This window comes from Streptomyces sp. NBC_01298 (assembly GCF_035978755.1).
In the GTDB taxonomy this organism is placed as follows: Bacteria; Actinomycetota; Actinomycetes; order Streptomycetales; family Streptomycetaceae; genus Streptomyces.
On sequence record NZ_CP108414.1, the window covers coordinates 2,961,288 to 2,983,470 of the forward strand.

The 22,183-nt window shown below is 69.5% G+C and carries 11 protein-coding genes and 1 riboswitch; of the genes, 6 read left to right on the forward strand and 5 right to left on the reverse strand.

Translation table 11 applies throughout. The annotated features are described in order from the left end of the window. Positions 1-426: 426 nt before the first annotated feature. The 3 genes from OG730_RS13205 to OG730_RS13215 form a co-directional block, all read right to left on the reverse strand. Positions 427-1,167, reverse strand: a complete 741-nt coding sequence (locus OG730_RS13205) for an enhanced serine sensitivity protein SseB C-terminal domain-containing protein (protein ID WP_327304421.1) — start codon at positions 1,165-1,167, stop codon at positions 427-429. 67 nt (positions 1,168-1,234) lie between these two features. Next, positions 1,235-1,945, reverse strand: a complete 711-nt coding sequence (locus OG730_RS13210) for an enhanced serine sensitivity protein SseB (protein WP_327304422.1) — start codon at positions 1,943-1,945, stop codon at positions 1,235-1,237. A gap of 159 nt (positions 1,946-2,104) precedes the next feature. Then, positions 2,105-2,791: an AAA family ATPase gene (locus tag OG730_RS13215; protein WP_442814899.1), complete on the reverse strand. Its 687-nt coding sequence runs from the start codon at positions 2,789-2,791 to the stop codon at positions 2,105-2,107. A 200-nt stretch (positions 2,792-2,991) separates the two neighbouring features. Further along, a riboswitch (glycine riboswitch) is annotated at positions 2,992-3,095 on the forward strand. Positions 3,096-3,279: 184 nt separating this feature from the next. On the opposite strand from OG730_RS13215, the gene gcvT reads away from it, so the two are divergent. The 5 genes from gcvT to OG730_RS13240 all read left to right on the forward strand — a co-directional run bounded on the left by gcvT (position 3,280) and on the right by OG730_RS13240 (position 9,504). Continuing rightward, the gene (gene gcvT, locus OG730_RS13220; RefSeq protein WP_327304423.1) at positions 3,280-4,395 is read left to right on the forward strand and encodes a glycine cleavage system aminomethyltransferase GcvT; all 1,116 of its coding nucleotides are present in this window, start codon (positions 3,280-3,282) and stop codon (positions 4,393-4,395) included. A gap of 113 nt (positions 4,396-4,508) precedes the next feature. Next, positions 4,509-4,889 (forward strand): glycine cleavage system protein GcvH, encoded by a 381-nt coding sequence (gene gcvH / locus OG730_RS13225; protein ID WP_254384336.1) that lies wholly within the window; start codon positions 4,509-4,511, stop codon positions 4,887-4,889. A gap of 14 nt (positions 4,890-4,903) precedes the next feature. Next, positions 4,904-6,160 (forward strand): serine hydroxymethyltransferase, encoded by a 1,257-nt coding sequence (gene glyA / locus OG730_RS13230; RefSeq protein WP_266881241.1) that lies wholly within the window; start codon positions 4,904-4,906, stop codon positions 6,158-6,160. Between the two features lie 167 nt (positions 6,161-6,327). Further along, positions 6,328-7,977, forward strand: a complete 1,650-nt coding sequence (locus OG730_RS13235; RefSeq protein ID WP_327304424.1) for an APC family permease — start codon at positions 6,328-6,330, stop codon at positions 7,975-7,977. Between the two features lie 144 nt (positions 7,978-8,121). Next, complete coding sequence (locus OG730_RS13240) at positions 8,122-9,504, forward strand: L-serine ammonia-lyase (protein WP_327304425.1); 1,383 nt, start codon at positions 8,122-8,124, stop codon at positions 9,502-9,504. Positions 9,505-9,650: 146 nt separating this feature from the next. Here OG730_RS13240 and OG730_RS13245 read toward each other — a convergent pair whose 3' ends face one another. Together OG730_RS13245 and OG730_RS13250 are read right to left on the reverse strand one after the other, a co-directional pair. After that, the gene (locus tag OG730_RS13245; RefSeq protein ID WP_327304426.1) at positions 9,651-10,103 is read right to left on the reverse strand and encodes a hypothetical protein; all 453 of its coding nucleotides are present in this window, start codon (positions 10,101-10,103) and stop codon (positions 9,651-9,653) included. Beyond that, positions 10,103-17,350: a polymorphic toxin-type HINT domain-containing protein gene (locus OG730_RS13250; RefSeq protein ID WP_327304427.1), complete on the reverse strand. Its 7,248-nt coding sequence runs from the start codon at positions 17,348-17,350 to the stop codon at positions 10,103-10,105. The genes OG730_RS13245 and OG730_RS13250 overlap by 1 nt, the downstream gene beginning before the upstream one ends. A 298-nt stretch (positions 17,351-17,648) precedes the next feature. On the opposite strand from OG730_RS13250, the gene OG730_RS13255 reads away from it, so the two are divergent. Beyond that, positions 17,649-22,022, forward strand: coding sequence for a ricin-type beta-trefoil lectin domain protein (locus OG730_RS13255; protein ID WP_327304428.1), 4,374 nt, complete (start codon positions 17,649-17,651; stop codon positions 22,020-22,022). Positions 22,023-22,183: the final 161 nt, after the last annotated feature.

The following is a 22,183-nucleotide window of genomic DNA, read 5'->3' on the forward strand; positions in this document are numbered from 1 at the left end:
CCCCTCTCGGCCGACGGGTGGGCCGGCCCATGCCCGCCGCTGTGGCGGCGTTGGTGCGGAGTGGCGCTCGGAGTGCGAGGTTGCGAGGTACGGATGCGCGAATTTCCTGTGGCGGGGAGAACTCAGGCAACACCTGGAGGACTGACCCGCTCTTGGGTGGGGAGTCTTCATCGGGCGCTCGATCAGCCGCCAGACCCGCAGGTGAATGGATGCGCAACCGTGATCTGAGGGTCGAGTTCCCGTTATCCGGACTTCGCTGCCGCCTGAGCGGAGCAAGACATCCTGTTCGGTACGGAATCGGACATGGCGCCCAACTCGGCGTACTAGTGCGCCTATTGGGCGTACATCAGCGTCGAAATCAGGACAACGCAAAGGCCGCACGGAACGACTGTTCCGTGCGGCCTCGGGTGGCTGAATGCCGATGTCTCAGTAGGCGGGCGCCTGTCCCTCGCGGTCGTAGAAGGGCCTGGTCTGCGCCCGGAGCCACATCGCCACGGGATCGTGTTCGTCCGCGAGCGCGACCGTGCACACGGGCACCCCCTCGGGGACCGCTCCGACCGACTGGCGCATCATCTCCCGCACCGATTCCAGGGCGTGCGCGGAGGCGTCGTACAGGTCGAGCCCGACGGCGAGGTACGGGGACCCCAGCGCGGGCTGCACCCAGGCGCGGCGCAGCGACCGGACGGCGGGCGTGCGGTGCGCGTGCTGCGTGAGCAGCCCGTAGAACTGCGGCAGCTCGATGGCGGGCTCGGACAGCCGCAGCGGGCCGGCCGGCATCCGGTCCAGCCCGGTGGCGATCCGGCGCAGGTCGGCCCAGGGAAGGCCGACGCCGCCGCCCTGGGCGTGCGGATTGAGCCACAGCCCCCAGCGGTCGGGGTAGAGGGCGCGGGCGATGTCCCGGCCGGTGACCACCTCGTACCCGCGGTTCCAGCCGCTGGCGGCCAGCTCCTGCGGGGAGGTCACGCAGGGCGCGTACCCGAGGCCCTCGACCTCCATGCCGCCGTACTGGGCTTCGGGGGAGCCGGGCCGCCCCTGCCAGAGGAGCATCCACAGCCGTCCCTCGGCCAGGGCGTGCAGGAGAGACTCGTAGCTCTCGTAGCGCCCGGGAGTCACCTGGCGCAGCATGTGCTCGACCTGCCCGACCGCGGCCGTGCCTGACGCACTCACCCGGTACCCCTCTTCGTCTGTTCGTCCGCCCGTCGTCCACGCGTGTCGGCCACCAGCTTAAGCGTCACTACGGCAGGTAGAAGGGGCGCACGCGCGTGGTGATGTAGTCGACGACCGGGTCTTCCGCGGCGTCGAGCAGGATCAACTGCACCGGCCAGGGCGGTGGTACGCGGGTCAGGGCCCGGCCCAGCGCGTCCATCGGGGCGTTTCGCATCCCGGGCTCCCATCCCAACAGGTGGACGCCGACGTAGAGCTCCGGCGCGGCGCCCTCGACGCTGGCGAGGCAGCGGTGCGCGGAGGCGACGACTCCGGTCGCCCGGAACTCCTCCGCGGCGGCGGCCAGGAACTCGACCGGGTCCTCCTGCCAGTCGGGCTCGTAGAGCCGGACCCGGCCACCGGTGGCCGGGCCGTCGAGCGGGTCGCGGCCGGCGCGGCAGAGCTCGGCGACGGCCGGCGGGGGCAGGGGCACGCCGACGGAACCTTCGGGGTTGACCGCGATGCCGAGCTGCGGGGGCAGGCCGCGGGCGAACTCCGGTGCGGGGGCGACGGCGAAGTCCATGCCGGGCCCGACGCAGGCGCGGAACTGCTCCTCGGAGCTGTAGACGGGCACGTACGCGGCGCCGTCGATGTCCATGGTGGGCAGGCTCAGGCTGTTCACCCCGCCGGGCAGCGGGATCCACAGGTCGCTGCGCCCGAGGACCTCCAGGATCCGCCCCCCGGCGTCCGGCTGCCCGAGCGCCGCCCCGAGCACCTGCTCCAGCTCGTTACCCGGCCACATGTACGTCTCCGCTCGCTCGCCTTGGTCTCGGCCCGGGTTTCTCGAGCAGAGGTTCCCGGGATTCCCGAGATTAACGGGCGCCCGCGACACCCCGACCGGGGGCCGCCCGCACCAGGGGCCGCCCGCACCAGGGGCCGCCCGCACCGGGGGCCGCCGCCGCTAGCGGAAGGCGATCGAGGTCAGCCGCGACGCCGCCGGGCGGTCCAGCAGGGTCACCGACGCGCAGCCGGCCGGCGGGCGGCCCGCCTCGGCCTCGCGCAGCAGCCGGGCCACCGCGCCGCGGTGCCGGGCGAAGGCGTACGCCGACACCCCCCGGCCCCGCGCCGCCTGCCCGGCCCGGGCCTCCTCGGGGGTGGTGTCCAGCAGCACCAGGTGCAGCGCGCGGCCGCGCCGCCGGGCCGCCGAGGCCAGCAGTGCCCGGACCCAGCTCTGCGTGCCGCAGTCGTGGACCACGGCCGGGGCCCCGGAGCGGAGCACCCGCCACAGGCCCCAGTAGTGCGCGATCCGGACCGCCGGCCGGTACACCGCGTAGGGCAGGGCGGCCGGCATCCGGCGCTCCCACCGCTCGCGGGCGTCCTGGGAGTCGATGCCGCCGCCCTCGGCGGCCCGCTTGATCAGGGTGCTCTTGCCGCCGCCGGGCAGTCCGGAGACCACCACGACGTCCCCTTCGGCGAAGCGGAGCCGCCGCGGGCCCTCGGCCCCGCGCAGGTCCCGTACCGCTCCGGGCTCCGCCGGCGCGCCGGCCGCCGCCGGGTCCCGTACGAGGCCGCGCTGCGACGGCACGCCGCCGACCGCGCCCTCGACGGTGCCGGTGTTCGTCGCCGCCAGTACTCCGAATCTCCGCACAGTGCTCGCCTCCCCCGCCGGGTCACCTGGACCCGTTCCCCCTGAGTGTAAAGAGACGGTAATCCGGGGTGTCCGGTTCCGCTCCCGGTCCGCTCCGGTTCCGCTCCGGTTCCGCCCGGCTTGCGGCCCCCCTCCCCCATTCGGCCGCACGCCGTGCAATGATGTGCGCCATCTGGACACCTAACTGCATACCGGCCGCTTGAATCCGCGCGGGAGAGTCCCGGCACGCCGCAAGGCGGTGCCCGGGCGCCGAAGGAGCAAGTACCTCCCTTGAATCTCTCAGGCCCCGTACCGCGTGGATGAGGCAGATCTGAAAAGCGAGCCGCGCCACCGCCCCTGAGGGCTCCGGCGACGGTTCCACCCAAGGTGCAAGTCGAAGGCCTTCCCCTGGAAGCGGGGAACTCTCGGCGAACCTCTCAGGTTCCGATGACAGATGGGGAGGAACTCCTCCTCGTCATGTCATGCCCTGGGACCCGGGAGCCACACCCATGAGCACTGCCCCCCGCCTGACCGCCCTCGATGCGCTGCACCGTTCCCTCGGTGCGACCATGACCGATTTCGCGGGCTGGGACATGCCCCTGCGGTACGGGAGCGAGCGCGACGAGCACACCGCCGTCCGCACCAAGGCCGGCCTCTTCGACCTCTCCCACATGGGCGAGATCACCCTGACCGGCCCCGAGGCCGTCAAGGTCCTGGACTACGCGCTGGTCGGCAACATCTCCACCGTCGGCGTCGGCCGCGCCCGCTACACGCACATCTGTCAGGAGGACGGCGGGATCCTCGACGACCTGATCGTCTACCGCCTGGGCGAGACCGAGTTCATGGTCGTCGCGAACGCCTCCAACGCCCAGGTCGTCCTGGACGCGATCACCGAGCGCGCCGCCGGCTTCGACGCCGAGGTCCGCGACGACCGCGACGCGTACGCGCTGCTCGCGGTGCAGGGCCCGGAGTCCCCCGGCATCCTCGCCTCCCTCACCGACGCCGACCTGGACGGGCTGAAGTACTACGCCGGCCTGCCCGGCACGGTCGCCGGGGTGCCCGCGCTGATCGCGCGCACCGGCTACACCGGCGAGGACGGCTTCGAGCTGTTCGTCTCGCCCGAGCACGCCGTGGAGCTGTGGCAGGCGCTGACCAAGGCGGGCGAGGGCGTCGGCCTGGTCCCGGCCGGCCTGTCCTGCCGCGACACCCTGCGCCTGGAAGCGGGCATGCCGCTGTACGGGCACGAGCTGACCACCTCCCTGACCCCGTTCGACGCGGGTCTGGGCCGGGTCGTGAAGTTCGAGAAGGAGGGCGACTTCGTCGGCCGCGCTGCCCTGGAGGCCGCTGCCGAGCGCGCCGCCTCCAACCCGCCGCGCAAGCTGGTCGGCCTGATCGCCGAGGGCCGCCGCGTTCCGCGCGCCGGCTTCTCCGTGACCTTCGACGGCCAGGTCGTCGGCGAGGTCACTTCGGGCGCCCCGTCCCCGACGCTGGGCAAGCCGATCGCGATGGCCTACGTCGACGCGGCGCACGCCGCGCCCGGCACCTCCGGCGTCGGCGTGGACATTCGCGGTACGCATGAGGCGTACGAGGTCGTGGCCCTGCCGTTCTACAAGCGGCAGAAGTAGCCCCGTACCGCACCGCACCGCCCGTCGGCGCTCCGCGCCGCACCGCGGGACCCCGTAGGACCCCCGCACGACCACGTTCGTATCCACTCCCCCGCATCCAGGAGAATCAGGTCATGAGCAACCCCCAGCAGCTGCGTTTCAGCAAGGAGCACGAGTGGCTGTCGGACGCCGTCGACGGCGTCTCGACGGTCGGCATCACGGAGTTCGCGGCCAACGCGCTCGGTGACGTCGTCTACGCCCAGCTTCCCGAGGTCGGTGACACCGTGACCGCGGGCGAGACCTGCGGCGAGCTGGAGTCGACCAAGTCGGTCAGCGACCTGTACTCCCCCGTCACCGGCGAGATCGTCGAGTCCAACCAGGACGTCATCGACGACCCGGCGCTGGTGAACTCGGCTCCGTTCGAGGGCGGCTGGCTCTTCAAGGTGCGCGTCACGGAGGAGCCGGCCGACCTGCTCTCCGTCGACGAGTACGCCAAGCTCACCGCCGGCAACTGACCCAGGGAACCCTGATGTCTGTACTGAACACTCCCCTCCACGAGCTCGACCCGGACGTCGCCGCCGCCGTCGACGCCGAACTCGTGCGCCAGCAGTCCACCCTGGAAATGATCGCGTCGGAGAACTTCGCTCCGGTCGCCGTCATGGAGGCCCAGGGCTCGGTCCTGACCAACAAGTACGCCGAGGGCTACCCCGGCCGCCGCTACTACGGCGGCTGTGAGCACGTCGACGTGGTCGAGCAGATCGCGATCGACCGCATCAAGGCGCTCTTCGGCGCCGAGGCCGCGAACGTGCAGCCCCACTCGGGCGCGCAGGCCAACGCGGCCGCGATGTTCGCGCTGATCAAGCCGGGCGACACGATCATGGGCCTGAACCTGGCCCACGGCGGTCACCTGACCCACGGCATGAAGATCAACTTCTCCGGCAAGCTCTACAACGTGGTCCCGTACCACGTCGACGAGACCGGCGAGGTCGACATGGCCGAGGTCGAGCGCCTCGCCAAGGAGTCCAAGCCGCAGCTGATCGTCGCGGGCTGGTCCGCCTACCCGCGCCAGCTGGACTTCGCCGCCTTCCGCCGCATCGCGGACGAGGTCGGCGCGTACCTGATGGTCGACATGGCGCACTTCGCCGGCCTGGTCGCCGCGGGCCTGCACCCGAACCCGGTGCCCCACGCCCACGTCGTCACCACCACCACGCACAAGACCCTCGGCGGTCCGCGCGGCGGTGTCATCCTGTCGACGCAGGAGCTGGCCAAGAAGATCAACTCCGCGGTCTTCCCGGGTCAGCAGGGCGGCCCGCTGGAGCACGTGATCGCGGCCAAGGCGGTCTCCTTCCTCGTGGCGGCCTCGCCCGAGTTCAAGGAGCGCCAGGAGCGCACCCTGGAGGGCGCGAAGATCCTCGCCGCCCGCCTGGTCCAGGACGACGTCAAGGCCGTGGGCGTGGACGTCCTCACCGGCGGCACCGACGTGCACCTGGTCCTGGTCGACCTGCGCAACTCCGAGCTGGACGGTCAGCAGGCCGAGGACCGCCTCCACGAGGTCGGCATCACGGTCAACCGCAACGCCATCCCGAACGACCCGCGGCCTCCGATGGTCACCTCGGGTCTGCGGATCGGTACGCCGGCGCTGGCCACCCGCGGTTTCGACGCGGAGGCCTTCACCGAGGTCGCCGAGATCATCGCGCAGGCGCTGAAGCCCGCCTACGACGCCGATGACCTGAAGGCGCGCGTCTCGGCGCTCGCCGCGAAGTTCCCGCTGTACCCGACGCTCTAGGCGCCGGCCTGAGAGGGCCCGGCCTTGTTTTGCACAGGGCCGGGCCTTCTTCATGACCAAAGCCCCAGGTGGAGGCGACCTAGTGCCACCGAATATTCCAATAGATGGCAAATAGGCTCCGGATAAAGGAAAGACCGCACCCCCTGGCAGGACGGACAGCACACCCCATGGACATGAGCGCAGCGAACAAGAAGGGACTCAGTCTCTTCGCCCTGATCATGATCGGCCTCGGCTCGATCTTCGGATCGGGGTGGCTCTTCGGCGCCGGTCAGGCGGCAGCAGTCGCGGGACCCGCGGCGATCATCGCCTGGGTCATCGGCGCCGTCTTCATCGGCATGATCGCCATGTCCTACGCGGAGGTGGGCGCCGCCTACCCGCTGCCCGGCTCGATGGCCCGCTTCGGCACCATCTCGCACGGGCCGGTGCTCGGCTTCATCACCGGCTGGGCGGTCTGGATCGCCATCGCCGCGCTGATCCCGATCGAGTCCATCGCCGGTACGCAGTACATGTCCTCCTGGAACTTCGGCTGGGCCAAGGGCCTGGTCGAGAACGGCGGCCTGACCACCTCCGGCATGGCGATGGCGCTGTTCCTGACGGTCGCGCTGTGGCTGGCCTGCTACTGGTCGGTCGCGCTGCTCGCCAAGGCGAACAACCTCCTCACCCTGGTCAAGTTCGCCATCCCGGTGCTCGCCGTGATCGCCCTGATCGCCTCCGGCTTCCACACCGGCAACTTCACCGACCACGGCGGCTTCGCCCCCAACGGCTGGTCCGCGGTCATGACCGCGGTCACCACCTCCGGCGTGGTCTTCGCCTTCAACGGCTTCCAGGCCGTCGTCAACCTCGGCGGCGCCGCCAAGAACCCCGGCCGGGCCATTCCGCTGGCCCTGGTGGGCGCGCTCTCCCTCGGCCTGGTCATCTACCTGGCCCTGCAGATCGCCTTCATCGGCGGTGTCCCGCCTACGAGGCTGGCCGAAGCCGGCGGCTGGAGCGGCATCAACTTCTCCTCGCCGTTCGCCGACCTCGCCAAGATGCTGATGCTGCACTGGGTCGTCACGATGCTCCAGTTCGGTGCCTTCATCTCCCCGTCCGGCGCCAACATCGGCAACGTCGCCTCGGCCTCGTACATGGCGCAGAACCTCGCGGACACCGGCTTCTTCCCGAAGAAGATCCGCGAGGTCCACCCGAAGTACGGCACCGCGCGTCCCGCGATGTGGCTGAACCTCGGCTTCTCGGTCCTGCTGCTGGTCACCGTCGGCCACAGCTGGGAGGCCCTGGCCAGCGTGGTCTCCGCCGCGATGGTGGTCTCGTACCTGATCGGCCCGATCGCCGTCGGCGTCTTCCGCACGACCAAGCCCGAGCTGCCGCGCCCCTTCCGCCTCCCGGCGGCGAGCGTCCTCTGCCCGATCACCTTCGCCTTCGCCGCCTGCGCCCTGTACTGGTCCAAGTGGCCGGACACCGGCAAGGTGGTGCTGCTCACCCTGGTCGCCGCACCCATCGCGGCGATCGTGCTCAAGCGCAAGGGCGAGAAGAACCTGGCCAAGCAGTTCGCCCCCGCCTGGTGGATGATCGCCTTCCTGCTGTGGCTGGGCACCCTGTCCGCGCTCGGCAGCAAGGAATTCGGCGGCCACGGCGTCATCCCCGGCGGCGTGGACATCGCCCTCGTGGGCGTCTCGGCCCTGGGCTTCTACTTCTGGGCCGTACGGTCCGGGGTCAAGGCCCACTACGCGGGCCTGCCGGGCCCGGACCCGGTCCTGGACGCCCCCGCCGGGGAGTCCGACGCCGCGGCCGCACCGGAGCGCGAACTGACCCACGCCTGAGCATTCCCTTCCCGACCCGTCCGGCGGCCGAGCTGTTCACCTCACCGCGTTAAGCTCGGCTGCCGGACAAAATCCGCAGATCACCCCTCTCCACCCCTCCTGCCCACGCTTCCCACCCACGAGCAGACATAGGAGTCCGCAACCGTGGCCATCTCCGTCTTCGATCTCTTCTCGATCGGCATCGGTCCCTCTTCCTCCCACACCGTCGGACCGATGCGCGCCGCGCGCATGTTCGTGACCCGGCTCAAGAAGGACGGCGTCCTCGCGCAGACAGCCTCGGTGCGCGCTGAGCTCTTCGGCTCGCTGGGCGCCACCGGCCACGGCCACGGCACCCCCAAGGCGGTGCTGCTGGGCCTGGAGGGCCACTCGCCCCGCACCGTGAACGTGGAGACCGCCGACGCCGAGGTCGAGCGCATCCGCCAGAGCGGCCGCCTGCGCCTGCTGGGCACCGAAATAGGTGACGGCCACGAGATCGACTTCGACGAGCCGAACCAGCTGATCCTGCACCGCCGGCGCTCGCTCCCGTACCACGCGAACGGCATGACGCTCTTCGCGTACGACGAGACCGGCAACCCGCTGCTGGAGAAGACCTACTACTCGGTCGGCGGCGGCTTCGTCGTGGACGAGGACGCGGTCGGCGAGGACCGGATCAAGCTCGACGACACCCCGCTGAAGTACCCCTTCCGCAGCGGTGACGAGATGCTGCGCCTCGCGAACGAGACCGGTCTGTCGATCTCCTCGATGATGCTGGAGAACGAGAAGGCCTGGCGCACCGAGGACGAGATCCGCGAGGGTCTGCTGGAGATCTGGCGCGTCATGCAGGCCTGCGTCTCGCGCGGCATGTCCCGCGAGGGCATCCTCCCCGGCGGCCTGCGGGTCAAGCGCCGGGCCGCCTCCACGGCGCGCCAGCTGCGCACCGAGGGCGACCCGATGATGCACCGCAGCGAGTGGGCGACCATCTATGCGATGGCGGTCAACGAGGAGAACGCGGCCGGCGGCCGGGTCGTCACCGCCCCGACGAACGGCGCGGCGGGCGTCCTGCCGGCGGTCCTGCACTACTACATGAACTTCGTGCCGGGCGCCGACGAGGACGGCGTGGTCCGCTTCCTCCTCGCGGCGGGCGCGATCGGCATGCTCTTCAAGGAGAACGCCTCGATCTCCGGCGCCGAGGTCGGCTGCCAGGGCGAGGTCGGCTCGGCCTGCTCGATGGCGGCGGGCGCGCTGGCCGAGGTCCTGGGCGGCACCCCGGAGCAGGTCGAGAACGCGGCCGAGATCGGCATGGAGCACAACCTCGGCCTGACCTGCGACCCGGTCGGCGGCCTCGTGCAGATCCCGTGCATCGAGCGCAACGGCATGGCGGCGGTCAAGGCCGTCACCGCGGCCAAGATGGCGATGCGCGGCGACGGCAGCCACAAGGTCTCCCTCGACAAGGTCATCAAGACCATGAAGGAGACGGGCGCCGACATGAAGGTCAAGTACAAAGAAACGGCCCGCGGCGGCCTGGCGGTCAACGTCATCGAATGCTGACCCGGCCGTCCGCGTAACCCGCGGCCGTCACCCCACGCAGAAGCCCCGCCGGGTCTCACCCGGCGGGGCTTCTGTTCGTTCGTGTTGCGGCTTGTTCGTGTTACGGCGTCTTCGACGCCCTAGGCCTCACGGACCCCAGCCGGAGGTCAGTACGGGCGCGTCGCATGCACGGCGCCACCGACCGGCTGGTACGTGTCCGCCTCCTCACGGTTGCGGCTGTCGAGCGGGGTGGGAAGTGTGAACGGGACCGGAAGCACGAACTCGGCCCACTCGACACCCCCCGCGATGATGTAGCTCTCGATCGAATCCGGTTCGAGCAGGAAGACCCATTTCTTCCCGATCGGCCCGATGCGGGATTCCAGGGTGGCGCGCTCCGCATCGTCCGCGGCCCGGAGATGAAGGGGCCCGATGTCCTTCCAGCAGGAGATTCGCTGGACGTTGATGAAATACAGGTCGAGGACCACGCCCTCGCCGCTCTCCACCACGAAATCGTCGAACGGCGGGAACCCGCGCAGGATCGCGTACGTGTGGCCGTGTCCGTAGTCGATCAGGCTGAAGCTTCGATCGTCGAAGAATCCCAATTCCCTTGGAACTGCCATCACTTCACCTTCGCGTAGGCGCCCAACCGCTTGTTCCAGCGGTAGAAGTCGACCTTGTCCATCAGTCCCGCGTCATCGATCTGGATGAGTTCCCACTGGGTGGCCATCGGTTTGCCCTTGCCATCGGCGGCCGCCCTCGCGAGCTTCAGCACCTTGGCCGAACCCTGGGTGTCTCCGGGAAGTCCGTCGAGCAGGAAGGAGATTCTTCCCTCGCCCCGGCCGAGCTTGCCGACGGCGGCGATCACGTCTCCCTCCCAGTCCTTGGAGTTCATGAAATGACGCGCCTGAACCACGCCCGCGAACTTCTCGACGCTGGCCGACCCGTCCTTCATTTCCCGCCCGAGGGCCACGTGGTCCTGGGGACCGATGAAGTCGTCGCAATTGTGGACGAGGACCGGGGCGAGCCCTGCCAGCACATAGTACGTGTGGACATCGTCGACGGTGAGGTTGTGGGTGGTGACGGCGTAGCGGTAGTTACGGCCGGCAGTCACCGTGAGGGTGGTGCCGTCCGGCTGGAGGAGCTGCTCGCCGACAGTGAGTTCGCCGGCATCGATCCACTGGTGGCGGGTTTCGCTCCAGTAGGGGTGGTGAGAGGTGGAGGTGATCTTCGCGGGCGGACCGCGGGGAGCGGCCTCGTCGGTGAGGGTGAGGTCGGTGAATTCCTTGTCGTCGGGGGTGGTGATGGTGGCGGTGACCTTCTTGGGGCCGGTTCTGCCCGTCTGGGGGTCCGTGGCCATCACGGTGTCACCGACGCGGACGTCTTCGATCGCCTTGGTGCTGCCGTCGGCCATCTGGACGTGAGTGCCGGTCGGGAAGCTGTTCTTCTTGGCGCAGGACGGACCCGAGGGAGAGTCGGCCGAACCGCTGTCGGCCTTCGCGGCGTCGGCTTCGTCCGCCACCGATTTGGCCTCTGTTCCGGCGCTGTCGCCGGCTGATTCCTTGGCGGCCTTCTCCGATGCGGATTTGGCCGCCTTGGCTTCGGCGTCGCGTGCTTCCTTCAGTGCCTTTTTCGCCGTGCTGTAGGCCTCGGCGGCCTTCGCGGCTCCGCGTTCGGCTTCGTGGATGGCGTCGTAGGCCTTGTTCATCTCCTTGTAGATCTTGAAGGCCTTGATGCCGACCTTGACGGCCTTGAAGAGCTTGCCCCAGGGGACGAAGTTCAGGGCCGTGTTGATGCAGGCCATCACGTCGCCCTTGGTGAAGCAGTCCCGGGCGTCGTTGTATCCGATCAGGTCACCGACCACGTCGATGACTTCGTCGATCAGCTGGTCGCGCTTCTTCTTGGCGTCGGAGACCTTCTTCGTGGATGCCTTGAGCTCGGTGTCCGACGGCTCGTCGTCGTTGCCGGTCGGCGGCTTCTTGCCGTAGTTCGGGTCGAACGTGGAGCCGAGGTCGGTGCCGTTGCTGCCCGAGCAGTACGCGACTCCGAAGCAGCTCTCCAGGCCCGTCGCGTCGGACTTGTTGACCGGATCGTTCTCGGAGTAGGCGTAGGCGTTCCACTGCTGGGGGTTGCCCGCGTTGATGATCGGGTCGGCGCTGATGAACCGGCCGGTGGTGGGGTCGTACTCGCGGGCGCCGAGGAGGGTGAATCCGGTGGACTTCTCCTTGGTGCCGCCCAGGAACCCCTTGTCTCCGGCCCAGGCGCCGGGGGCGGGCTGGGTGCCGCGTTCGTTGCCGAACGGGTCGGAGGCGCGCCGGACGTGGGCGAGGTCGGAGACCTTGAACTGGACTCCGCCGGTGCCGTGGTGGTCAGAGCTCTGGTAGGTGAGCGTGGAGCCACTGGTGGTGCTGGTGGTGCGGGTGACGGACAGGCCGCCGGGCATCCCGTAGGTGCGGACGTTGGTGACCTTGCCGCTGGCGGTGTCCAGGGTGATCTGGTCGGTGCCGAGGTTCAGCGTGGTGCTGGTGGGGTCGCGGCGGATGAGCTGGTTGCCACCGGTGTCGTAGAGGTAGCCGGTGCCGGCGCTCTCACCGGTTCCGATGATCTTGTCCAGCTTGCCCTGGCCGTTCCAGGTCAGGGCCTTGGTGCCGGCGGTGTTGGTGACGGCCGCGGTGTTTCCGGTCGCGTCGTAGGTGTAGGAGGTGACCTTGGTTCCGGACGGGCCGGTCTCGGTCGTGGACATCAGTGCGTGCGGACCGCCGGTGCCGCCGCCCGTCTGCGGGTCGGTGGACGGGGTGTTGTTCTTCGGGCCGAACGTCTGGGTGATCGTGACGTCCTTGGCCGCGTTGCCGGTGGCGTCCTTCTTCACCAGCTTCTTGCGGTTGCCCATCGCGTCGTACTCGTACTGCTGCCAGTACGGAGCGGTGCCGCCCACGCTGGGCTTGCCCGTGCCGTCTACGGCCGGGCCGGCCGAGTTGGCGCAGCCGCCGATGCCGCGAACGCTGGGCGCGGGAGCCGTGGTCTGGGTACCGGTGTCGGTCCAGGCCTGCGTCAGCCGTCCCAGGTAGTCGTGCGTGAAGCACTGCAGGTCACGGCCGGTGCCGTCCTGGGTGTCACCCACCGAGGTGATCAGGCCGGCCTTGTTGTAGGTGTAGTCCAGGACGTCCACACTGGCCGTCGCGGCCGTCTGCTTGTCCAGGGTGGAGCGGACCGGACGGCCGCTTCCGGCGTCGTAGTCGTCCGTGGAGACGACCTGCATGCCGGTGTCACCGACCGTGGTGCGGATGGCCCGCCCGTAGGGGTCGTAGCGCACGTCCACGAGGTACGGGGTCCTGGCCAGCCCGATCTTGCCGCCGAGCGAGGTCAGGTTGCCCGCGACGTCCGAACCGAACGTCAGCGTCTCGACACCGAGGCCGGCCTTGGGGATGCCGGGCAGGGCGGTCGTCTTCAGCTGCCCGTACGCGTCGTAGGTGTTGACCGACTCGTACGTGCCGGCGAGTTCCTTCTCCGCCGCCGGGATGGTGACCTTGGTACCGAGGGAGCGGTACCCGCCGTCGTAACCGGTCACCTCCGACACGTAGGCGCTGCCCGTCTTGCCGCCCACGTAGCGGGTGGTGGTGTCGGGCTTGCCGAGCTTCTTGCCGTCGTAGGTGAACGCACCGACCTGCTTGGCCGGATCGGCGGCCGTGCCCTCGTACGTCGCGACGGTGCGACCGAGGATGTCGGACACCGTGGTGGCGCTCTTGAGGCGTGCGTCCGTGGTGGTGGTGAGGTTCTTCTTGTCGTCGTAGACGGTCGTGCTGATCCCGACGTCCGGGTCGGTGGTCTTCACCGGACGGCCCAGGAGGTCGTAGGCGAAGGTCCACTCGTTGCCCGCGGAGTCCTTCCGCGAGAGCTCCTGCCCCTGGGTGTTGGACAGGTACGTCGTCTCGTCGTACGCACCGGTGGGCGTGTTCGACTTGTACTGGCGCAGGATCGAGGTGGTGCCGTTGGTGATCGTCGCCGTGGCGAAACCGCCGGCCGGCGGGATCTGACGGGTCTCGTCCACGCCCGGGTACTGGGTCGTGGAGCGGGACTGCTCCACGCCGAACGACTGGATGACGGACGCGGTGACGCGGCCGAGGCCGTCGAAGACCTGGACGGTCTGGGCCGGGATCTTGCTGTCGGGCTGAACACCGCCGTTGGGCAGGAAGACGGCCGCGGAGGGTGCGCCCTGGTCCGTGTAGTAGGCGGCGCTGGTCTTGGTCTGCCAGCCGTGGGAGTCGAACAGCGCGTCCGTGATCATCCGGCCGGCCACGCCCGAGGGAGCGTTGGCCTGGGTCTGGCGGACCCGGCCCAGACCGTCGTAGATCGAGTAGCTGGACGTGTAGGAGTTGTCGTTCATGAGCGCCTGGCTCAGAACGGCGGACGGCGCGTTGGTGCCGTTCATCGTGTAGGAGAACTTGCGGACCGGCAGGTCCGTGGTGGAGTCCTGACCGGGCTGCCAGATGGAGACGACCCGCCCGAGCGCGTCATACGTGCGCTCGGCGGCGTGACTGTTCTCGTCGGTGGTCTTCAGCGGCTGGGAGCGGCCGATGTCGAGCGTGGTGGTCGACTTCCAGCCCAGCGGGTTGGTGTGCGTCACCGTGCTCGGCAGCACCCCGGTGGCCGGGGAGTACTCGGTCGTCGTGACGGCGCCGCCGGGGTGGGCGGTGTCGGTGCGGACCTTGTTGGTGTTGCTGGTGACACGGCCGTAGGCGTCGTAGGTCGAGGTGGAGTTGAGGCGGTAGACCGGCTTGCCGGTCGCGTCGTACTTCTCCAGGACCTCGGTGCCCGTGCCGTCCGCCGTGGCTCCGACCTGGCCGTAGGCCAGACCGTCGAAGTAGGAGCGGGTGTCGCCGACGGTGTTCGCCGCGGTCGGTGTCTGACCGCAGACGCCCGAGATGACCAGCGTGCGCGAAGCGAGCTCCGTCACCGCGCCACCCGGGCCGGTCGGGTACTCGAACGTGGTGCACAGACGCTGGTCGGTGCGGGAGGTGTCGCTGTTGTCGTCGACCAGGAGGGGCCGGGTCGTGAGCGTCGCGTCGTAGGTGGACTTGCGCTCGCTCGTGCGCCAGCTTCCGCCGGCGAGCTTCGCGCGGGTGGTGACCTGAGCCGTGTTCACCGCACGGGCCGTGATCGGCGGCATCCCCGCCGACTGGGCGCGGGTCGCGGTGACCGGACCGATCCACGGCGTGGTCACCTCGTCCGTGATGACGGCTCCGCCGTCACGGTCGTAGGTCTGGCTCTGGCGGACGAAGCCGGACAGGACGTTCTCGTCCTTGATCGTCCCGCCCTGTGCGTCGGGGACGCTGATGCTGCGCGTGCTGCCGTTGGCCAGGACGTCGCCGTCCATACCGCGCAGGTAAGTGGCGACGCTCTTGGTACGAGGGGCTTCGCTCGCGTTGCCGCTACCCGTCCTCGTGGTGACGGTGGCGTAGCCGCGGAACTGGTCCCAGGTGCGGGTCTTGGAGTCGGTGAACTCCGAGTCGTTGCGGTGCCAGGCGATGCCGCCGCCGTACTCGTAGTCCGTGACCGTGGAGACCTGGCCGCCGACCCTGTCCTGCTGGGTCACGGACTGGACGACGATCTTGTTGAACCAGTCGTTGACCGGGTCCGCGAAGGACTGGCCGGGCAGGTACCACTTGACCGGCATGCAGGCCATCGTGTTGCCGTCCTCGGAGGACGGCATCGTCCCCGCGAGGCGCGAGCACTCGGGAGCCTTGTAGGCGACGTTGATCTGGCCACCGGTCTCGGTGGTGATCGTCTGGATGCGCGGACGCCGGTAGCTCGGCGCCGAAGCGTCCGTACCGTCCGGCCGCCGGACGACGCCGTCGACACGGTTGGGGAACTGCGTCGGCTGGAACAGGACCGCGGGGAGCTTGATCGCGGTCTTGCCGTTGGTGGCGTTGCGCTGGACCGAGTCCAGCCACAGCGTCGGGGACGTGCCGTCACCCGGGTCCTGGAAAGACTGCTTGAGGTCGTACCAGTCGACCGTGCGCCAGGCCGTACCCGTCCAGACCTGAGTCGCGATCTGGGTGAACTTCTTCGTCGTGAAGTAGGTCGGGGAGAGGTTCAGGCACGTACCGGTCGCCGGGCACTCCTGGTCGATCGGAGTGTCCGGCCAGGAAGCGGCGTTCGCCTTGACGCGCTGAGCGGTGTCCGTGCAGGTGACCGCCCCGATCACCACGCAGCGTTCGGCGTTCTTGATGTTGATCTGGGCGGCCGGCTTCGCCGCGCCCTTCGCGGCTATCTGCTCGGGCAGGCGCTGGCCGTAGCCGATCCAGGTCGGGTAGGAGCCCCGCTGGTACTTCGTATTGGTGCCGGTGCCACCGTTCTGGCCGCCACCACGCCCGTAGTGGTTGTCTTCCTGCTCGTAGCGGTAGGTGACCAGGTTCTGGTGCGGGTCCACGACGTAGTCGAGGTTCCACTGCCAGCCCAGCTGCTGCCACGTCCCGTTCGCCGGCGTCGTCGCGCCCAGGCACTTGTCCTGACCGCTGTTGAAGTACACCGGCACCGTCGAGACCGACTTGGCCTCCGGGTCGGTGCCGTCGCCGCCGGGCAGGCGGTTGGAGCCGAAGAAGTACTGGGTGCCGTCGGTCGTGGTGACCTTGAAGGCCTCGCCCTTCCAGGCGGCGTTGCGCTGCCCGGTCAGACGCTCGATCTTCGTACCGTCCTCACCCTGGAGGTGATAGACGCAGCTCGTGTCGTCGCGGACGATCTGGCCCGAGTGGCCCGCCAGGTTCAGGGACAGGATCTCCCCGGCCCAGCACTCGTCACCCGACTCCGCGATCCCCGCGTCCTTACAGCCCTTGTAAGAACGCGAGATCGAGCCCGGACTCCAGTCCCAGCCCTCACCGAAACCGGACGCCTGCGCGTTCGTCGACGCCGTACGGCCGTCGATGGAGGAGGAGTCGTAGGCCAGGCCCACGCTCGGCCCCGCACCCGCGATCGCGGAGGGAACCTCGACCGTGTAGCCGTAGGTGAAGTTCGCGGCGTTCCCACCGGCCTGCCACGACATGGACGGCGCCAGCGGGGTCGCGCTGTAGTCACCGCTCGCCCCCGACGGACCCGCCTCCACCGCGAGCGCGACGGCCTGCGTCGCCAGCATCCGCGGAGCGTCCGACGGAGCCGACTCGAACGTGCTCGTCTTCGCGGACACCGCCTTGGGAGCGTCGACCTCCGCGACCAGACGGCCCGAGGCGTCCTTGTGGGACGCGACCGGCGTACGCGTCGTGCAGCCCGGCGCGCCCGGAGTGGTCAGCGCACAGTCGGGCAGACGCACCACGCGCGCACGGTCAGCCCAGTTCGCGCCAGTCGTCTTCGACCATGCCGAGACATCGAACCCGACCTGCACCTTCCCGGACGAGGCGCTGCCCGCCGCATCGGTCAGCGCGACGAGGACACCCCCGACACCGGCCGCACGCGTCTTCGCCTCGTCCTTCACCTCCACCCGCAGCGAGCCCTCGCCGGAAGCGGAACCGGAAGTCGCGAATTCCGACAGCTTTGCCGAATGCTTCGATCCCTTGGCGGAAGCAACCCAGACGGGCAAATCGCCGGCCTGAACCGACGGGCCGCCTATCGCGGAACCCGGCCCACCGGCAATGCCGAGCGGGACGGTTGCGGCACCGGACGGGACTTTCGCCTTGGCGTCCGGGTTCCACGCCTTACCGGCCGGCGCCTTGGCGTTGGCGGGTTTGGCATTCGAGCCCTTGACGGGCTTGGTCTGCGGGAGCGCCGTATTCGGCGGCACCCACACCTTCGGCGGCTTCGCCACCGCTTCGACCACGGGCAAGCCCAGGCCGGAGATGAACACCGCGAGCACGGCGACCATCGCAACACGTGGTCGCATCGCGCGCGCACGCGAATGCAAACCACTCTGCCGAGACAACAAAATCCCCCCATGAAAAGGAATGACAAGGTCCGCTTTCAACACTGCCCGGACAGCCGCACCTTAAAGAGAGGGGTATTCCTTCGTATAGATTTTCCTTAACATTCCCTTACATGATCAATGTCACTTGCCAGCCAATGCAATCTTTATTCCCATGAACCAGACATATTGCCTGACATCTCCTTTGACAGGTTTTCGGACAGCGAGCACCGTGCGCGTGACCTTCGTCCACCGACGCGCATAGCGAGGACTTGTGCCCATGAGGCCATCTTCTTCATCACCCGACCGCACGCCGGGGGCCCTCCGGCGTCGGCGGGCATCCGCGGCCGCGCTGCTGCCCCTGGCCGGCGCCGTCGTGCTGGCCCTCGGGGCCGGGTCGATCACCGCCCCGGAAGCCTTCGCGGCCGGCTCATCGAGCCCCGCGCCGAAGCCCGCGTCCCGCGCCGAGGCCGGGCCCACCGCCGAGCAGAAGGCCGTGGAAGCCGCGCTGGCCGAGGCCAAGCGCACGGGCAAGCCGGTGGCGGTAGAGCTTCTGACCGCTGCCGACTCGCAGACGTTCGCCAACCCCGGCGGCACCCTCACGATGGACGCCACGGCCGCTCCGGAGCGGGTGAAGCAGGCGAACGGGTCGTGGAAGGCGATCGACACCACCCTCCGCGCGAACGCCGACGGGACCATATCCCCGGCGGTCGTTCCCTCCCCGTTGAGCATCTCCGGCGGCGGCAGCGGGCCGATGGCGACGATGACCACGGCCGACGGCAAGAAGCTGGCCTTCAAGACGCCCTTCAAGCTCCCCGAGCCGGTCCTCGAAGGCAACGACGCGCTCTACAAGAACGTCCTGCCCGACGTCGATCTGCGGCTGACCGCCACCCAGTTGGGCGGCTGGAGCCAGGTCCTGATCGTCCGCACCGCGCAGGCCGCCGCGAACCCGGCGCTGAAGAAGATCCGCCTCGGTGTGGACGCCCCCGGCCTGAAGACCACCGTCGACGCCGCGGGCAACATCAGCTTCGACGACGCCCAGGGCAAGGCCCGATTCACCAGCCCCACCTCCTTCATGTGGGACTCCACCAAGACGGCCCTGCCCGAGGCCGCCGCCCCGAAGGGCGGCGCGAAGAGCGGCAAGTCCGCGGGCGTCAGCGGCGCGGACACCGCCCCGCCGGCGGCGCCGGCCGCCGCCGACCGGGTCATCTCCTCCACCCCCGACGGCCCCGGCGACACCGCCCGCGTCAAGCCCATCGGCGTCAAGGCCGACGCCACCGGCATCGACCTGATCCCCGACACCTCCCTCCTCGGGCAGGGCACCGGCCCCTGGTACATCGACCCGGGCGTCAACCCGTCGGCCGACAACACCACCCGTGCCTGGTCGCAGGTCCAGGAGGCGTACCCCGACACCAACGAGTTCAACGGCACCAGCAGTGGTCAGGACACCCCCGCCGCCGGCTACTGCGGCTACTCGACCTGCACCCGCAAGGGCCGCGAGCGCGCGTACTTCCAGGTCGGGATCAATTCGACGATCTACGGCACCGAGGTCATCGACGCCCGGCTCCGCGCCACCGTCGTCTCCTCCTCCAGCCCCGGCACGGCCACCCCGATGGGCCTCTACCAGACCGGCCCCATCAACAACCCCACCAGCTGGAACAACCAGCCCTGCGACAAGAACTCGCGCATGGGCGGCGGTTGCGTGAAGATCGGCGGCATCAACATCTCGGGAACGGGCGAAGTCCAGTACGACGTCACCACCCAGGTGCGCAACGCCGCCCGCGACCGCTGGCCCCACTTCACGTTCGGCTTCGCGCCGGACGACGAAGGCAACATGTACTACCGCCAGCGGTTCGGCAACACCCCGCACGTCTCGGTCACGTACGACATCCGCCCCACCATCGGCAACCTCCGCACCAGCCCCACCCCCGGCTTCGCCGCCACCGGCACCTACGCGGCCTGCCGCACCGCCGGCGCCGTGAACGCTTGGGACAACCCGGGCTGGATCGGCCTCAATTCCGACATCTCGGTGACCGTCGCCACCCACTCGCCCACCGGTCGCCAGCTCCAGACGAACTTCGCGCTCGTGGACGAGGACGACAACGGCAGCGCCCAGTACGTCAACACGGGCTGGAACAGCTCTTCCGGTGATGTCACCGCCGGCTTCGGCGCGCTGAAGGACGGGCACAAGTACTACTGGTACTCGAACACGCAGGACGACACCCTGTGGAGCCCCGACAGCGAACGCTGCTACTTCCTCGTCGACCGGACCTCGCCCTCCGCGTCGGTGACCTCGACCGACTTCCCGCTCTCCGGCACCACCGGGGCCCACCCCAAGCGGGTCGGCGAAGAGGGCACCTTCACCCTCGCCGGAGCGGACGACGCCCCCGCCGGCGGCGGCACCCGCAGCTCGGGCATCGCCTGCGCCCGGTGGACCACGGACCCGGTGAAGGCCGCCTCCGACTGGAACTGCACCGACTCCGACACCCGGATCATCAAGACCTTCACCAACGGCAAGGCAACCGTGAAGTTCACCCCGCAGGCCTGGGGCACCAACTACCTCTACCTGCAGACGCAGGACAACGCGGGCAACATGTCCCAGCCCGTCGCCCACAGCTTCTACGTCCCGTCGAACCCGAACAGCCCCGCGCCGATCTTCGGCGACATCAACGGTGACAAGAAGGCCGACGTCGTCCTCGCCGACGCCGCCGGCAACATCCGCCAGATCAACGGCGGCGGCGACCCCGCCACCTCGCCCGTGGCCCTCGCCCGCTCCAGCGTGAGCGGCAACGGCTGGAACGGCGTCCAGCTCACCCACCGCGGCAGCCTCGGCAACAAGAACGTCGACGACCTCCTGGCGCACGAACCGGGCAAGCCCAACCTCTACGCCTTCACCAACAACAGCACCGGCCTCGTCGACGGCCAGGCACCCATCGGCATCACCAAGCCCGGCTCCTGCGCCACCGCCGACTTCACCCCCCTCGACTGCGCCGCCCACGGGTTCAGCACCACCAACTGGACCAACGTCACCCAGATCGCCGCCTACGGTTCCGTCACCGGTGACAGCAAGCCCGGCGGCGACATCAACCTGCCGCAGACCTCGCTCCTGTTCGTGGAGAACGGGCGCCTCTGGCTGGGCGTACCGGGTGCCACCAACCAGCTGGACTCCCCCGCGATCCTGCTCTCCGCCAACGACACCAAGTGGGACGGCTACGAGCTGCTCACCCCGGGCCGCGCCAAGGGCACCGACTTCCCGACGCTGTGGGCCCGCAACAAGACCGACGGCGGCACCCTGCACACCTTCGGCATCACGGGCACCGCGGACGCGCCCGTCCTCACCGGCTTCACCGACCCCGCCGCCGGCCTCATCACCGGCAAGATCGACCCCGCCCGCTACCCGAAGGTCGGCTCCGACGGCGACCTCACCGGCGACAAGATCCCCGACCTCTGGGCCGTGGACAAGGAGCAGCAGCTCGTCGCCTTCAACGGCCTCGGCACCGCCCCCAACGGCACATCGGTCCTCTACCCCACCGTCACCGGCATCGCCCCCGCCTTCACCCTCCAGGGCAACCTCAACACCCCGGCCTTCCAGTGGAAGCTGACCGCTGCGGCCGCCGGCAGGACGCCGAGCGCCGCCGGAAACAAGTTCCCCGCCTCCGTCGCGGGCGGCGTCACCTTCCCCGCCGCCGAGACCATCGAAGGCCGCAGCACCGCCTACGCGGCGTTCAACGGCGCGCAGGCGGCCATCACCGCCACCGGCGCCTCCCTCGACACCCGCAAGAGCTTCACCATCAGCACCTGGGCCAAGTCCGGCCCGGCCGGCGGCATCGTCGCCAGCCAGGACAACACCCGCAACAGCGCCTTCACCCTCTACGCCGACCCGGCCACCACCTCGTGGCGGTTCGCCCTGGCCAAGGGCGACGTGGACGGCTGGTCGTACGACTGGTCCGACAACGCCAACGACGCGGCCCGGTTCCATGCGAACACCTGGACCCGCCTGACCGCCGTCTACAACGCCGAGACCGGCTTGATGAGCCTGTACGTCAACGGCGTCCTCGCCGCGAGCGGCAACCACGCGGCCGCCACCGGCTCGGCCCCGACCGGACCGCTGGTCCTAGGCCGCTACAAGGTCAACGGGCAGCCGGACTACTTCGTCGACTTCGTCGGCGGCATCAGCAACTTCGCCGCCTTCCCCTACGCGGCCGCCCCCACCGCCACCAGCGCGACCACCAAGATCGCGCTGGCCTCCACCGGCACCAAGTGCGCGGACCTGGCGTCCGACGGCAACACGGTGCAGATCTGGGACTGCAACGAGATCGGTGGCGGACTCGCCCAGCAGTTCGAGGTCCGGGCCGACGGCACCGTGCGCATCCAGGGCAAGTGCGTGGACGCCAAGGACGCCGGTACCGGCAACGGCACGCCGGTCCAGGCCGTCGACTGCCACAACCACCCGGCGCAGCAGTTCCTGGCCCGCGCCGACGGCAGCCTCCACAACCCGGTCTCCGGTCGCTGCCTCGACCTGAACCGCGGTGACACGACGAACGGGGTCCAGCTCCAGCTCTGGGACTGCAACCGGACCGCCGCGCAGCGCTGGTCCGTCACCGCCCTGGCCACCGCGACGCTGCCGCTGCCGAGTTACGACGCGGCAGCTTGAGCCACCCACGCCCCACACGTACCCCACGCGCATCCATGGGTGGGTTACGCCAGTAACTTCGTTCGAGATTGGGTGGGATGTGAGGTTTGACAGGTAGTTGATCACGCTTGAGGGGGAACAAGCCGGTCTGGGCTGGTTTCTTGATGATCACCTGCGCCAGG